This is a genomic window from Bordetella ansorpii, assembly GCF_900078315.1.
Taxonomy (GTDB): Bacteria; Pseudomonadota; Gammaproteobacteria; order Burkholderiales; family Burkholderiaceae_B; genus Bordetella; species Bordetella ansorpii.
On record NZ_FKBS01000025.1, the window covers coordinates 183,832 to 199,326 of the forward strand.

Below are 15,495 nucleotides of genomic sequence, written 5' to 3' on the forward strand. Positions count from 1 at the left end.
AACCTCTTCCTTAGGGCCAGTTATTATAGTTTGGAAAGTTGGAGAGTCATCAAGCTCTTGGGATTTCGTTAAAAATGTGTACGCGCCTTGCCCTGATCCGGCCGCCTGCTCAAATCTATCCACATAACTAATATCGGATATGTATTGGTACATTCCAAGCCGATCGCTCTCTTTGGTTCCAATTGCAATGGGTCGGCTTGGAATGCCTGCAGCGTAGGCTTTTCCATGCAACTCAGCAATCACTTTGCCATCGTCTCCAATCAGCACCCAATAATCGTGACTGCCTGCCCCTGCCACTCGGTAAGAACGCGCTTCGATACGAAATGCCATGACATACTCCGAGGATTAATGAAAATCAATAAATGGGTGGATCCGTGTCTGCTAGAATTTTCCTGTGCGAAACGGAATGTATCTTGTTTTCCCGAAATTCAATGCCATAACGTATTGTTACTCCATTATGGCAAGGAGCACGATACTTTTCCTCTGTGCCGTATTTTCGACACCAATCGCTAGCATCAAGATAGGTTGTTTTCCAGGAGTAGTAAATAACGCAGGATAGACGTGAATAATTTAGTGGCCCCTGTATGAAACACCTTCCGCCATTATTCTCCACATACGCCTTTACTCTTTCCAAGCTCCACCCAGCCATAGCGGCAGTTATTTCCTTTGACACATCCTCTTCTGAAAACGAAGTTTTTCCTTCAACAGGCACCGCGCTCAGAAAACGTATTGTGGCTTGTGAAAAAATATTCTTATGTACACTGGAGAAATCATCTATAGGCCTAACAACCCGTGGCCACGCATTGCACCCGGCTAGGAGCACTACCGCACCAAGATTCAGGAGCACTCGGATTGAAGCATTTACCTCAACGTTGCACTGATCTCTCACGATATATCCTTGAAGCGTGTACTTGTGAGGACTTTCACGGAGCCCTCGATCGTATAAAACTTATGGAACAAACGTAAGCTTGCCTTGCATGGGGGCCCATACGTTTTACTGGAATCGCCATTTGGATCAAGGCACCTAGCCCCGCCACCAGGATAAGCCTCTCGCCACCGATGCTCGACGCGGCAAATAATTACTGCGCCGCCAGCGCCTGAAACTTGACTACATTCGACACCCTGCAATTTCCAATAATCTAGTATTTCCGCAATAGATTTTCCGGAAAATATTCTTTCGATATTCCTAGAGACCATGCCAAAGTTCAAGCCAACTGTTTTTTGCCTGCCCATGGCCATTTCGTCCAGAGCAGGAATTACTGCTTGAAACAAGAGGCCCTCTTCTTCTTTGTCGTAGTAACGGGTAGGCGGACCACTTATCGAAGGAAAACCATTGCATGCTCCAAGAGCGACAAGCAACATAGCGAAAAGGCTTCCTAGAAATAACCTATTCACGATTATCCTTTCATCAAATACTTTCCCAGCGTTGTGCTCGGCACCATGACGGCTACTGCGATTTTTGGGTAACGCTACCCGCGTTTCGGCGAACCATCCAATGAATATTTCGTGACGGCACTCTGCCTCTTACATACCTACCACTTCATTTATTACAGAAATTAGTAGAATCATGCGGATTTCTTTTACATTGTCGGAGCGCACCCCTCTAGTATTCTTGGTGCTTGACTTAATGACACTCATGCCGGAGTGTTTCGGTGGCTGGGCCTGCACGTTACCCGGCCCGCTGCGCCAAAGCGCCATCTGTCTGGCTCCTAATTGCAGCCACCGCGACGCCCCGACGAATCGGTCCGGTGCCTGAACGAATCGCCACGCAGCAGGTTCAACGCCGACACGGCGCCTTTTCGACCCATTCCGGCCTGCACACAAGCGCCGCAACGCCGACTGGCGACAGTTGTGCCACAGCAAAGCCGCGCCAGGCTTGGCTCATCACGAAGTCTGCGCCCATCGTGTGTCACGTCGTTTTTTTGGACGAGACGTGCATCCCCGAAAAATCAAGCACTTGCGGCACCCGCCGGGTGCGTCATGTGTGAGGCTTTCCGAAAGCCTTAAGGGCCGTGCCGCCGCCCTGCGGTGGCCGATCCTTAAGGGTCGGGGAGCCTGGCGGGGCTCGCGCAGCGCGCCTCGCAGCGTCACCCAGACGGCCCCGCCAGCCATCGGCTGGTGGGGATGCTGCAGGCCACCATCGCACGCCTAAAACAATCTCGCGGCTTCCCGCCGGCAAGGTGGCTTCGCTGGTGGCTGGCTATCGGCCATGCACCGAGCAAGGATTGGCATCGTCGAGGTTGTTCTGGCAACAGGCGCACTGCGATATCTCATACGCTTGCTCCTGATCGCGATAGCCCTCGCGCCAATGGCTCGCCAATGCGTATATGTCGGCCAACAGGGGAGGCGGTGCAGTCTCGCCACTTTGGAAGTCGTATCGCCCCATGGCGTAGGCTTCCTGGCATGCGTATACCTGCGCCCACTCGGCACCCGATAGATACAGCCAGCGGAGTTTGAAGCCGTCCATGTGCATGAACGGCAGGTCAGTGGAAGGAGTTGTTGCGGTGTCCTGCTGCATGATGTTGCTCCAAGAGCATACGCGCCGTGCGCGACTGTCTGACGGCATCGAGGGCTATGCCGCCCGTCCTGTTAGTTCGTCACCCTGCCGTCCGTGACCACGGCAAGCCAGCCGGAATAGGGGGAAGGTTTGTAAAGGCCGGCGCGCGCAGCGACGCCGGCCTTTATGAATGCCCCCTTGCAGGCTGGCGCGACGTGGTAAGGTCGGTGAAGTTGGGTGATGAACGGCGGGCGTGGCAGCGGCCCGCAACCGCAGTTGCGGGACTGGCTCGGCCTGCTCGGCGAGCGCCATCGGACCACCAGCGGCGGCCCCTGAATTGGCAATGGCCCCACGCCAGGCGCAGGGCCACAACGGCTATCCGTCCAGCCGCCGCGCTACGGCATTGACGTCAAGCTCACCTTCGGCAATCGCGTGCAGAAGGTCATCGGGCAATACGTCCAGCAGGCGACTTGCCCGCTTGTCCCGTTCCGCGCGCGCCATCGCCGGCCAGTGCATGTACTCGCGCAACTGGTGCAAGTTGGCTGGGTTGCTGCGCGCGTAGCCTCGCAGATAGTCCATCAATTGCTGCTCGCTGGTGTTATCCATGCTGGTTCCTTGATCGGTAGTGCCTGGCTCATCGCCTCGGTAGTGATCCACCATGCCGGCGAGATACGCCGCTTCGAGCGCAGCCTTGATCGACCTGACAGAGTGTTCGTGATAGCCGCGCGTGGTTGTCAGATTAAGGCTAAGCAGCGTGTTCGCTACCTCGTTGATTTGATTTTGTGCGGCCTGCGACAATTTGACTTTCGCCATGATTATTTCTCCTTGTGGGCCGCTTGCAGGCGCGACACGGCGGCGGCGTGATACTCGCTTTGCAGCTCGATACCCACATAGCGCCGCCCGCATTGATGCGCAGCAACACATGTCGATCCCGAGCCCGCAAATGGGTCGAGCACAATGTCGCCGGGCTGCGTGAATGCCTGAACCAGCGCCGCCAGGCACGACACCGGTTTTTGCGTAGGATGAAGCGCGTTGCCGGTGTATTTCCAGGCCAGCACATCCGGCGGCGGACTGGCGGGGATATCCGGCTGGCCTTTGGCCAGCAGATACGCGGCCTCGTGTTGGTAGCGCACAAAGCGGGTTTTGGAGGCATACGACTTGGTGAAGACGAAATGCCCGACCGCCCGGAATCCGGCTTTCCGCCAAGCCGCAAAAAACTGATCTACGCGGTTCCATGCGTAGAACGAGACGCACAGGGCGTTCTGACGCAGCACGCGATGGCACTGCGCAAACGCTGGCAGCAACCAATCCCCATTCTGGTCATTGGCAATGCTGCGCCCGCTACGGTCGCGGAAATTGACCAGGTACGGCGGGTCGGTCAGGATGAAATTCACACACTGATCTGGAAACTCGGGCAGGACTTTCAGGCAGTCGCCCAGGATGAATCGGCCCATGAGTAGGCTCCCTCGCGCAGCCGGGGCGGCTTGTCCGCCCCTTTGCACTGCACGGGGCAGACCGCGCCGAGGCGGGCCACACGCGCGCAAGGGACGTGGAATAAATGGTAGGTCCCGGCGCAGCCGGGGGGACCGTTTATGCCGCGAAAGCCCTTGCAAGGCACCGATCAGCTACAAGCGCCAGCGAGCTGATCGGTGCCTGTGCGCCAGGCCCCCTCGGCGACGGTGGGCACCGGGCAGTGCAAAGTACGTGAAGGTCTGTTCGGGATGAGCCGGTCAGCAACTGCGGGGCTGCGGGGTGGGCGTGAGATGCGGCCGTGAAATGCGGCCTGGCGGCCGCCGCGTTGAAGTAGCGCCCGCGCGGGGCGCTACATGCCGGATCAGCGCAGGCAGCAATCACCTGCAAAGCAACCGCCGCGTGCCTGGCATGGCGCATGCACGGCTTGAACGTGGATGTTGGTCTGCGCCAGGCGGTGCTGGCGGCAGTAGTCGGCGTGATCGGCGTAGCCGTGATGTTGGCAGAACCGATCGACAGCCTGCTGGCAGTCCCGTGCGATGACGGTGGTTTTCATGGCAGCGCCATAGCGCCAAACGTTGAACAGGCTCATCGTGGATCTCCGGTTATCGGGCGGGCATGCCCGGAACCGGGGAACGCGGCGCAGCCGCCGCGGTCAAGGGGTGCGAAGCACCGGCCGACGGCCGCAAGCGGCAACGGCACCGCCGTTGTCGCGCCGCCCTTGAGCGCGCCGGATCGCCGTGTCAGGGTACCGGGATGCAGGACCGCCCTACCCTGCCCGTGGCCAGATCAACGCTCCAGGTCGCGATCGGCCTGACGCTGACGTTCATGCGGCGCGTCGCCCCGGCGCTCGAGCCCGTCCGGCGCAAGCCGGACCAGGCCCACATCGCCGTGGGGATAGCGGATTTCGGCGGCGGCACCTGGCGTGAGCGATTTGCCGCCGAGCAAGGCCTGCCGCCGATGCAGCACGACGGCCTGCGGGGCATCGGACACCGTCTGCACCAAATACCTGTCGGTATGGCCGACGACAGAGCCCAGGTAGGTATGTCCTGGCTGCGCGAGCGAGACCGCCGCCTCATGGCCGCTGGCGCGGGCCAGATCCACGGCCTGTTCGAATGCCACGTCGCGCAGGTTCGCACGGATCAGATCGGCGAGCAGGTCCGGTCCGGCGTGATAGGCCTGGATCGAGGCTTGCGTCATCTGCGCACGCGTCATACCGGACCACGCGATGTGATAGCCGGCCTGCTGCGCCAACTGTCCGATGTAAGCCCGCAAGGTGCGGCCGTTGCCTTCCCGAAACGGGTGCAAGACGTTCAGTTCGCCCAAGTAGTGGGCGGCGCGCTGACTGAAGGTATCGGCGTCCAGCCCGCGCAGGTAGTTCTCGCGCGCCAGCGGGCCGGTGATCTGGGGCGCGTAGCGCTCGATGTGGTGGACGCTTGCGAACTGCGTCCCGCCCTTGGCGATATCGACGGTACGGATCTGGCCGGCCCAGTCGTACACATCCCCAAAGAGCTTCTTGTGGATGGCCTGGAGGTGGGTCAGATCGAAGTTGCCCGCGAGCGGCTGGCGCGCCAGTTCTGTGGCGCGCAGCATCGCGTAGGTCGCTTCGATCTTGGCGAGCAGGGCGTCGTCATGGATCCCCAGCCGGTTGACGAGAACGCCGGAATCGGGGTCCGTATAAGTGTCGTCAGACGTGTACTTCGCCATTGCCGACTCGACGCGAGAACATCGCGACAATGTCGGCCAGTTCCACATGGCCCTGGACATACTGCTGCATCTGGTGCAGCGCTTGCGCATCAGGTTCCAGCCCTTCGAGCCGTTGGCTGGCAAGCGCATCTTCGACGGCGCGCTGGCGTTGTGCGATTTCTTGGGGGGTCAGCATGGCGGCTCCTGGAGCCTTTATTTTACGAGATTTCGGGATGCTGCGCGATGCGGTGGCGCGGCGTAGCGTCGCGCCCGTCAGGGCCGACGAGGCCCGAAGTATCCGACCACTTTCGCACGGCGAAAGTCTCGCTGGCGCGCCTGTCGGGCAATCCGCTCCCTGGGGCGATGACGATTGCCCCCTGATCCAGCGTGCATGCAGCATCGACCACACACGCCGTAATGTGCGTGATGTGTCCACCGCGACGCCACGCGTGGCATGCCATGTAGCCGGTGATCGTCGTATCGTCCTTGGGAATGTCGCTGTCCCACAGCCAACTGCAGTTCAGCGCTGGGATGGCCGCACGGATGCTGACCGGCGTGGGGCGCGTCACGTTGGCGAAGACGAAGGTGCCGGCAGCATAGAAACTTTGCCCGGTCGCGACTGAGAATTGATTGACGGGATAGATCGCGATCGCGGGATCGTCAAGCGACGATTCGGAGATAAAACCGAAATACGGCCGCGCGCCATCGTCCCGTGCGCCGTGCGTGCCGGGCATCGAGGGCGGTGCGGGGCGCAGCGGCACGTCCGGCGAGAGCGCTTTGCCTTCGGGCAGCGGATCGATGGGCACATAGCCGCCGGTATCGGGCGGGGACCCTTGCGGGAACTGGCACACGATAACGTGCGCCGCCCCGGCCGATACCGTGACATCGCCTTCGTCGGTCACGTCCACCCCGCCCCGCGCCTGGCAGAACTGCTGGCGCAGGGCGTTGGACTGCGGGGTCTGCTGGCCGCGCGGCACGGTGCGCGCCCCATCGTGGTTGCCTTGCGCGTTCAGGAATGGCCCATAGGTGTAAGCCGTCAACGCCAAGCTGCCCAGTAGGACCACGAGGACAAGACCGGCTTTCATGGATCAACTCCTAAAACGCGCTAGGTGCGGATTCGAGGGGCGGGTAGTCCGTCATTTTCTACCGCAAGCACACGACATCCCGATGAACCGTGTTCTGCAACATTTGATCTGCCCGCCCTCACGTTGGGGGGGCAGGTCGCGCCACCCGGGGCTTGTCGCTCAGATACACCTGATGCGATGCGCCGTGCTGCATCAGCATTCGGCATCGATAAGCGCCATGCTCGGCAGACGCCTGGGCCGTGTGAACCCCCTTGTAGTCACGGTGGGTGTCACGCCATTGGGCAGCGGTCACGGACAGTACGCCTTCGCCTGGGTAGTTGACGATAGGCGGGGCCTTGGCCTGCCGCTGCTCGCTGGCCGTCGGTGCCCGATAGTCGCTGATGTCCTCAATCCCGACCTTCATCGTTCGGGTCCGATGCATGGCAGCGGGCGCATTGATGGCCAGGGAAACCACGCGCCCGGCGCTGCGATTGACGCGGTGGACGGTGTGCCAACTGCCGCGCACCAGCACGCTGCCGCCCGCCTGGAGTTCGTACTGCTGGGCTGGGCCGGGTGGCTCGGGTTCCTGTTGAGCGTGTTCGTACTCGAGCCTACCGGTCACGTGGGCGAGCCAGCGCTGGGCACGGGTGAGCAGCTTTTGCAGTTGTGCGAGCGCGATGCGCTGGGCCTGCGCGACGTCGAGGATCTCGTCCTTGAGCGCGGCATACAGGGACATCGGGCCTTCGTACTGCGAGGCTGGGGGCTGGCGCGGATAGTCGGCCAGCGGGAAGGACTGCGATACGCTGGCGACGATGGCGACCTGTAGTGCGTCCTTTGTCGAGAGGGCCGGAGCCGACCACCGTTGCTGATCCGCTTTCGCTTGCGCGATGGTGCGTTGGTGCTTGCGCTGCTCGGCCTGCAGGGTACGGATGCGGCGATGGCGCACCGCCGAATCCGTCTTCAGGCGGACGTACCGTTCTGCGCCCAGGGCGCGCCAGTCCCAATAGCGGGCGGTGTCGCTGGCTTGGATGGCGCGGCGCATGCCTTGCTCGATGCGCTGGGCGTCACGCCGGGCGCGGCCTTCGCTGTGGTGGCCGACGAGGATCGGTTGGCCCAGCGGAATGTGCGCGGTGATCGCATCGACCCGGGCGCGTGCGGACTCGGCGTCCCGGCGCCGGTGTTCGCCATAGTCTTCGAACCTCTCGCGGCGCTCGGCGGCGCGCTCGGCCACCGTGGTGGTTTCGGGCTCGATGTGCTCGCACAGTTCGAGCAGCAGGTCTTCGCGCTCGGGCGTCCACATGGGCGCGACGAAAACCTGCTGTTTGGCGGCCCAGCGAAAGCCTGCCTGGATGACCCGGGCGTAGCTGTCCGCATCCAGACGCTGCGTGCTGTACAGGCGCAGCTTGTTGTCTTCGGGCGAATAGGTGGCGGTAAAGTCTTGCATGACGGTGTCCTTTGCAGTGGGATGGCGTGGGCGAGCAGCCTGCGCGGCGCGGTCCTGATCGGGACCGCGCCGCGCAGCGGGCGCTCAGACCGTGGCCAGGGCTGGGTCCGGCTCGGCCGGGGCCACGTCGGGGGACGCTTGCGTGGTGCCCGGGTCGGTGGTGGCCGGATCAGTCGCAACCGGCACACGCCGCAGCGGGCCGGGTAGCCAGCCGGTGCCAGCCAGCAGTGCCTGGGCTGTCTGGACCGCGTTGGCCTTCTTCATGCCCGTGATGCTCGCCCCGCTGCTCGGGTCGCGCCCTTCGGTGACGGCCTGGGCGATCTGCGCCTTGGACACGTGGCCCAGGTAGCTGCGTTCTGTCGCGGTCCACCATGTCGTCATGTCCAGGTCGACCAGTTCGGCCAGCCGGTCCAGGTGCTCGGTAGGCGCGGCTTGGCTGCGGGCCTCGCGGCGATAGACGATGCGTGCCAGCAACAAGGCGAGCATGGCATTGAGGCGGTCTTGGCTTTGCGCGAGCAGCCAGGGCAGCACGGCGTGTTCGTCCTCGGGCAGATCGGCCATGACGGTCCGATAGCGTTCTTGCACGGCGCGCCATGCGGGGCTGTCTCGCATCGCATCATCGACCGCGCACAGATCATCATGGGCGCTGTCGGCGCGCAGGTCGAACACATCCGTACCCGGGTTCCTGCCCAGCAACTGTTCGATGAGCAGCGCCTGGACCAATTGCGGCCGGATCATGACCTCGGCTTGCAGGGCGATGGTGCGTTGTGCCTGCAAGCGCCTGACCAGCGGCGCGCTGAATTCGGCGCGCTGCTTGGTGCGCGGCAGTTGCACATCGGTCGCGTCCTCGGTGCCGCCGTGTGCGCGGACCAGGGCGGCGACGGCCTCGCGCGCCTGTTCACGCACCAGTCCCCGGCTGGCCGCAGGCTCACCTGAGGCGTCCAGATACACGATGGTCCCGGCCAGGGCCTTGAACTCTGTCGGATAGTCGCGCAAGGCGCGCAGCAGATCATGGCGTTGCTGCCCGAGCACCAGCCGTTCGCGCTGCAACGCGGCCAGTTGCGCGTCTTGGCCTGCGTCTTCTCCGTCCTGGTCGTCGTCCTGGTCGTCGTCTTCGTCGCCAGCCTCGTCCTCGTCACTGTCGTCCTCCCAGGCCGGGCGCATGGCATCGATGCGCTGGTCCAGGTCGTCCAACTGCGCGTCCAGCTCTTGCAAGCGGGCGGCCTCCTGGACGGTAGGCTCGCGCTTGACGGGCTGCACCTGTCCGTACTCGCTGCGCTGCTCATGGCCAAAGGACGGTGCGAACTCGACCCAAGCCCAGCTTTCCTTGCCCACGGTGCGGGCGAGCTTGCTGCGCTTGAGCTTGTCCACGACCATCACGCGGACCTTGTCGACGTCGGTCAGGTATACGTCTTCGCCACGCTTGGCGAAAAGGTCGCGGCGCACGTTGCCGCCGTCGCGCTCGTAGGCCGCGACGGTGATATAGCGGGCCAAGACCGAATCGCCGCGTATCTCCGCGTCGGCCAGCAGTTGGCGGATGTACGCGGCGCGGCGATAGGGATGGTTGTGGCGGGCCGCTTGCCACGCGGCCTGCTGGCGCGCATGGTCAGGCACCGATGCCAGCGCCTGCATGTCGGCCAGCTCGATGCTGCCCTTGCGAAACTGCGCGAGCAAGGCCGGGGCGACTTCTCCCAGGGCCAGCAGCTTGCGCACGGCCACTTCGCTCACCCCGTGCGCGATGGCGATTTCCGGGACCGACCAGTTCTCGGCGCGCAGCCGGGCGTAGGTGGTGAAGACGTCTGCCGGGTGCATCGCCTTGCGGGCGATGTTCTCGATCAGCGAGGCATTGAGCGCATGGCGTGCCGGGATGATCAGGCACGGCACCGGATGGTCGGCGGGCAGTTCGCCCGCCTCGATCAGCATGGAAAGGGCCGTCCAGCGTCGGCCCCCGGCGCACACGTCATACGTGCCGTCGCCGTTGTCCACGACGATCAGGTTTTGCAGGATCATGCCGCCCATTGCGGCGATGGTGGCGCGCAGTTCGCGGACCTCGGGGTCGGTCTTGAGCGATTCGCGGGGCCGGGCTTGGTACTTGTCGGTCAGGCGCAAGGCGCTGTGGGCGATGTCCTGGCGCGGGCTGGCCGCTTGCACGGCTGCCAGTTCGGTATTGGTCACTTTCATGGTGATGCTCCTTGTATTCAAGTCAGTAGCCGAGCCAGTGGGAAACCACGCTGCCCCGGTACAGAGGGCTATTGCCGTGGCTGGCGAAGAAGTCGGCGGGGTTGAATTGATGGGCGCGGATGCAGGCCACGGCCTGCTCTCGGGTCAGCACGGCGCGGGCGACCTTGTCCCTATCCGTCAGGTCTGCCGAGGCCAGCGGGCCGTGCGCGACGAGTTCGGCCAAGAGCGTGATGAGGTCCGGGCGATAGCCCGACCAGGACACGCGGGCAGAGGGTCCGTTGGCGTACAGGGCGGGCAGTTCGCCGATGCCTGCGGCGCGCAGGGACTCGCGCTGCGCTTTGGCCGATATCGTGTTGAAGGCGATGCCGTGGCGGGTCAGCGCAGCCGTGGTCAGGCGGCTGGTGATCTGCGCATCGGTGTAGAGGCTCACTTGCATTGCAAAACTCCTGTGCGGGGTGCCGCCCGGCCACCGTGACGGTGGCCGGGTGCGGGCGTCAGAACGGGATGTCCGAATCGTCCAGGGCTGCCAGGGCGGCAGCCGGTTCTGCGGTCGCGGCGGCATCGGCGGCGCTTGCAGCCTTGTTGCGGGCCGGGCGGCGCGTGTTGCGCGGGGAGCGCGGCTTCGTGTCGGTCGGCTGCGCGGTTTCGGCCTGTGCGTCGGGGGCCGGGGCGCTATCAGGCTCGGTGTTGCTACGCTCGCGGCTGCCGAGCATTTGCAGGCTTTCGGCCACGATTTCGGTGGTGTAGCGATCCGCGCCGCTTTCGGGGTCTTGCCATTTGCGGGTGCGCAGCCGGCCTTCGATGTAGACCGCGCTGCCCTTGCGCAGGTATTCGCCTGCGATTTCGGCCAGACGGTTGAAGATGGCGATGCGGTGCCATTCGGTTTCTTCGCGGACCTCGCCGGTCTCCTTGTCTTTCCAGCGGGTGGTCGTTGCAATGGACAGGTTGCCCATTGCCGCGCCGTTGGAGGCGTAGCGGATGGTGGGGTCTTGGCCGAGGTTGCCGAGGATGGTTGCCTTGTTGACGGATGCCATGATGAATCTCCTTGCGGGGTTTGGGGGTTGGGCTGACCGGGCCTGAAGATTCCGCCCCACGTGGGGGTTTCAGCTTCAGCTGCGACTACGGGGCCGTCGGTGTATGCCGCCAGTCCTGTGAGTTCGCGCCCGTGCCGTGCCGTCACCACGCAAGGGCGGGCGGGCAATGGGGGAAGGTTTGTAAAAGTCGGCGGGCGCGGTTCGCGCCGACTTTTATGAACACCCCCTTGACCGACGGACCAGCGTGGTACGGTCGGTGCTTACGGGCCCGAACCGCAGGCTTGGCGCACCTTGGCCCTTGCCTGTCGCCTGTGAAGCTGGCCGCGCGGCGAGCGCCGCAGGGCCGCTTGCGGCCCCTAACCCGCGGCCCCCAGGCCGCAAAGACAGGCGTCAGCGCGTAGCGCCGCTGGCGCCTGTGGGGGGTGCAATTCGCGTGAGGGATGAAAGCCCGGCCCACGGGCGCAGACCCGGGGCCTGGGGCGAGACCGCTTGCGGGCTCGACGCGCCAGCGCGCCAGCCCGGCCGCATGGCCACCAGGCCATGCGGCCACGCCCGCCGTGTCAACACGTTGTGCCAAAGGATTGCGGCAGAGGCTGATACCGAAATCGCCGCTCCTTTTGCTCTATTCCCACTGGCGAGCGGTTCACTGCACTGCAGGCCTCGCCCCGTTAGGCGACGGCACGGGCCGACACGAGCGCGCGGGTTTTGTCTATGATCGGAACAGGGTCTGGGTTGCTTCGCCTGGCGATACCCGCCCGCATACCACGGAGGACTTGAGATGCCGTTGAGCGACACCACTCTGCCCAGGATCGGCGCGCTGGTGCCCGCCGGCAATGTCACGTTCGAGCCCGACTTGTGGCGAGACCTCGGCGGGCACGCCACCGTCCATAGCCATCGGGTCGCGACGCGCCGCGCCTATCCCACGGAGTGCGCCGAATCGATGATCGAGGCCAATGTGGCCGCGGTGACGGGTGCGGCGCTACTCGCCCGCATTCGTCCCGATGCGCTGGCCTACGGCTTTACGACGGCCTCTTTTTTTGAGCAGCGTGCCGGTGCGATGCAACTGCGCGGCCGACTGCAAGAAGAGGCTGGATGCCCGGTGGTGCTGCCGTCCTTGGCGATCCTCGATCGGTTGACCGAGCTGAGCGCCTGGCGGGTGTCGGTCATCACCCCGTACCCGAGCTGGAACAACGAGGTGCTGCACGCTTTTCTCGAAGATGCCGGTACCAAGGTCATGAACCTGGTGGGCGACACCCGTCCGGCGCCGCAATCGCCCCCGCTGTGGACCCAGACCCCGCGCGAAATCTTCGAGCACGTCATGCGCCATGCCGATCGGCGTGCCGACGCCGTGCTATTGCCCTGCACCGCATGGCGGGCACGGGAGGCAGTGCCGTACCTGCTGGCAGAGTTGGCGGTGCCCGTGATCACGGCGAACCAGGCCACCATCTTGTCCCTCATGCGCGCTGCGCACCTGCCCTTACCTGGTTTCCTGGCGGGCCCCGCACACCGTAACGAAGCGTCAGCGCATGGCACCGCTGCCGCGAAGGCGGGATGAAAGCCTGGCAGCGAAAAAGCCGAGGTCGGTCGCCAAGCCACAGATACAAGGCCAACTGCGCCTTCTGAGATCGGAGTGGCGACGTGGCCAGCCGGTGGTGCGCCGACGGCGCCTGCTTGGGTTCAAGGTAAATTGCGAGCAGAAGCCTGCGGTTGTCTTCTTTTTTGGAGTAGCATGACGCAGTTACAGGGACCACTTGGCCATTCGGGGTGTAGTCGCTGCTTTCCATGCTCGGTGTTGTCAGGCAGGTGTTGAATGGTTTGTACCGAACACACGAGAATTTCTGATGCCCAGAAAGAAGCCGGCATCCCGCATTGTGGTGCAGCGATCACGGAACAATGTGAATCGGCGACTGATTGCCGCTCTGCCTACGCAGGCATCGAGGGCAGAGTTGTCAGGACGCGTGATGTATGGCCCATACGCCAAACACAAGTTCCATCCGACAGCCTACAAGCTCAGGCCATATGCCGGTCAGGATGAAGAGCGAACATACTGCGATGCCCATGCCGGCTTCGGAAGGGACGACTTCGGCCGGATTCGTACTCTCCTTACACGAGGGGTGATGCTCGGCCTGTGGTCGGATCAAAACGACGGAGATGTCCCGAGCCTACTTTGGACGCTCGATACTACGGGTTGGATCTTTGAACTCCGGATTACTAACTCCGGTCAAGCGCAATATCATGGCTACCCAGTCTTGCCGGCAGACGCCTTTGCAAGGCATGTGTTAGCCAGGGCGCGGGAAGTAGCGTTCACTGAAGGTGAGCTTCCCGCTGATCAAGTTGCTGAAGCACGAACCGCTATCGCAGCAGCGGAGATCTTCTACAAATGACCGTTTCGAATTACTTTAAATTTTCCGCCGCTTGGCCCAAGGGCAGCGACGATGTGGCTGAGATTTCCTTGCGTGTGGGAGACAGAGTCATTTCACGCATTGCCGATACGGAAAAGCACACAGTCAGGGATTTCTTCCGTGCGTCGTCTACCGCCTTGGCGCTTTGGCTGGCCGACAATTGGTGGCGTCTTCGTTGGGAAACGATCAAGGACTTTAAGTTCCCGTCCGTAGAATGGCGCCTGCGCCATGAGCTGAATTCCGCCAACGGCGGTGCGCTATGGCCTCCCGTGATGATTTTCAGCGCGGGCGACCGTATTGCGTTCGCGCCGAGCATCGGCAAAAACATGGTCGCAGGCCCCCAAACCTATTTTGATTTCAGTATAGGAATGGTCACGGCCAACGAGTATGAGCAAGGGGTGGACAGCTTTTTCGAGGCTGTGCTTGAACACTGCGCCAAGACCGTGGATGGCAACGCGCTAAAGGCGCTGCTCGCCCAAATCGATGCCGAGCGTAAAGATCCGGAGGTGGCCGCCTGGCGGCGGCTGGAGGCATGTTTAGGGTTCGATCCCGACGCCGCGCCCGACGCGGTGATGGACGCGCTGATCAAGCTGGAAGACATCGCGGGTGAGGATGGCGTCGAGGAAGCTGCGCATGCGCAGCCTGACGCACATGCAGCGCAATCCTTGAGCCTGGCGATTAAGGCCACGCGAGAATCGAGCGTAGAGGTCGATTTCAGTGTGGTCGATCGCCTAGCGCGCGACTGGGACTTGCCGAGTTACGCGAGCCCCTGGCAAATGGCTGAGGCCGCGGCAAAAGACCTTAGGAAGATGATTAGTGCCCCGCGAGGCGTGTTGAAGCACGCAGCCTTCGAAGATATTTTCCAGGCACGGTGGGACGATTTGAAGTCCGCTGCGCCGACTGCGAAACAGTTGCCCTATGGTGCCCGCCTTGGCGCAGAGAGGCGGTCTCGGATTGCCTTGCAGACGCTGAGACCATACGATCGCCGCTTTGAACTTGCCCGGCAGCTTGGTGACGTCGTGTGGCAGCAAGATGCCAACTTCGGCATCATCAGCCGCGCAAAGAGTGATCGCCAGAAGTTCCAACGCGCTTTCGCCCACAGCTTGTTGTGTCCGTTCGACGACCTCCAGCACGTGATTGACGTGAACGACCCGACACCCGATGTCATGCAGAAAGCCGCTCGACGATTCGGTGTACATCCGTCCGTCATCCGTAATCAATTGGTCTATAAAGGCTATCTGCCGTTCGAGAACACCAACGAGGAAGCCGAGGCGGCTTAAGTCCGCCGCCCCTACCGGCAAGGCCGCCCCCGTATTGGCCATCGTGGCCGCATGGCTGCAAACAGAGCAAGATCACGCGAGTCGCCGGTCGTGCGTCCTCCGCCCGCACGCAAGCATCTATACAGCCAGGAAGAACCGTTGCGGCTGCATAAGGTGCATCTTGAGTGCAAAATTAGTGCGTACCGTTGCGCACTGATAACTGCCCTGAGCGTCGCCCTATCCGCCCCCTTCGCGAAACGCTTCCGCGAGCCCGACACGCTGTATGTGTCGCCGGCCCGGAGCGGGGCACGCTTTGGCTTCCAGGTCCAGGAGTTGGCCGAGCGTGCGTATGTGCATCACAATACGCCGACAGCGCGGCCCCAAGGCCGTGATCAAGCAGCACAAGGTGACTGTGGGATTCGACTGCTCGAGCATCCCCCTCGGGTCCGCACTCTTTG

Annotated in this window: 15 protein-coding genes; 3 read left to right on the forward strand and 12 right to left on the reverse strand. The window is 62.8% G+C overall.

Annotated features, from left to right (window positions below):
* Positions 1–885: 885 nt before the first annotated feature.
* The 12 genes from A7W11_RS28065 to ssb form a co-directional block, all read right to left on the reverse strand.
* Positions 886–1,362, reverse strand: coding sequence for a hypothetical protein (locus A7W11_RS28065; RefSeq protein ID WP_156523149.1), 477 nt, complete (start codon positions 1,360–1,362; stop codon positions 886–888).
* Between the two features lie 838 nt (positions 1,363–2,200).
* Entirely contained in the window at positions 2,201–2,518 is a 318-nt protein-coding gene (locus tag A7W11_RS18420) for a hypothetical protein (RefSeq protein WP_066416738.1), read from the reverse strand.
* A gap of 354 nt (positions 2,519–2,872) precedes the next feature.
* Entirely contained in the window at positions 2,873–3,310 is a 438-nt protein-coding gene (locus A7W11_RS28460; protein WP_082887354.1) for a hypothetical protein, read from the reverse strand.
* Between the two features lie 2 nt (positions 3,311–3,312).
* On the reverse strand, positions 3,313–3,951 hold the full coding sequence (locus tag A7W11_RS18430) for a DNA methyltransferase (RefSeq protein WP_066416747.1): 639 nt from the start codon (positions 3,949–3,951) through the stop codon (positions 3,313–3,315).
* 380 nt (positions 3,952–4,331) lie between these two features.
* Positions 4,332–4,559, reverse strand: coding sequence for a hypothetical protein (locus A7W11_RS18435; protein WP_066416751.1), 228 nt, complete (start codon positions 4,557–4,559; stop codon positions 4,332–4,334).
* A gap of 197 nt (positions 4,560–4,756) precedes the next feature.
* Positions 4,757–5,674, reverse strand: coding sequence for a Fic/DOC family protein (locus A7W11_RS18440; RefSeq protein WP_066416752.1), 918 nt, complete (start codon positions 5,672–5,674; stop codon positions 4,757–4,759).
* A complete protein-coding gene (locus A7W11_RS18445) occupies positions 5,655–5,849 on the reverse strand; it encodes an antitoxin VbhA family protein (RefSeq protein WP_066416756.1) in 195 nt (64 codons plus the stop codon). Before A7W11_RS18445 ends, A7W11_RS18440 begins: the two co-directional genes overlap by 20 nt.
* A gap of 22 nt (positions 5,850–5,871) precedes the next feature.
* Complete coding sequence (locus A7W11_RS18450) at positions 5,872–6,738, reverse strand: hypothetical protein (RefSeq protein ID WP_066416759.1); 867 nt, start codon at positions 6,736–6,738, stop codon at positions 5,872–5,874.
* Between the two features lie 118 nt (positions 6,739–6,856).
* Positions 6,857–8,161, reverse strand: a complete 1,305-nt coding sequence (locus A7W11_RS18455; RefSeq protein WP_066416762.1) for a DUF3560 domain-containing protein — start codon at positions 8,159–8,161, stop codon at positions 6,857–6,859.
* 84 nt (positions 8,162–8,245) lie between these two features.
* Positions 8,246–10,342, reverse strand: a complete 2,097-nt coding sequence (locus A7W11_RS18460; RefSeq protein WP_066416766.1) for a ParB/RepB/Spo0J family partition protein — start codon at positions 10,340–10,342, stop codon at positions 8,246–8,248.
* Between the two features lie 22 nt (positions 10,343–10,364).
* Positions 10,365–10,778, reverse strand: a complete 414-nt coding sequence (locus tag A7W11_RS18465) for a thioredoxin domain-containing protein (protein WP_066416769.1) — start codon at positions 10,776–10,778, stop codon at positions 10,365–10,367.
* Between the two features lie 58 nt (positions 10,779–10,836).
* Complete coding sequence (gene ssb, locus A7W11_RS18470; protein WP_066416772.1) at positions 10,837–11,376, reverse strand: single-stranded DNA-binding protein; 540 nt, start codon at positions 11,374–11,376, stop codon at positions 10,837–10,839.
* A gap of 784 nt (positions 11,377–12,160) precedes the next feature.
* Between ssb and A7W11_RS18475 the strand changes: the two genes are divergently transcribed.
* From A7W11_RS18475 to A7W11_RS18480, 3 genes are all read left to right on the forward strand, one after another.
* The gene (locus A7W11_RS18475; protein WP_066416779.1) at positions 12,161–12,931 is read left to right on the forward strand and encodes a maleate cis-trans isomerase family protein; all 771 of its coding nucleotides are present in this window, start codon (positions 12,161–12,163) and stop codon (positions 12,929–12,931) included.
* 286 nt (positions 12,932–13,217) lie between these two features.
* Entirely contained in the window at positions 13,218–13,760 is a 543-nt protein-coding gene (locus A7W11_RS28075) for a hypothetical protein (protein ID WP_156523150.1), read from the forward strand.
* A complete protein-coding gene (locus A7W11_RS18480; RefSeq protein ID WP_066416783.1) occupies positions 13,757–15,058 on the forward strand; it encodes a hypothetical protein in 1,302 nt (433 codons plus the stop codon). The genes A7W11_RS28075 and A7W11_RS18480 overlap by 4 nt, the downstream gene beginning before the upstream one ends.
* The last annotated feature ends 437 nt before the right edge of the window (positions 15,059–15,495 follow it).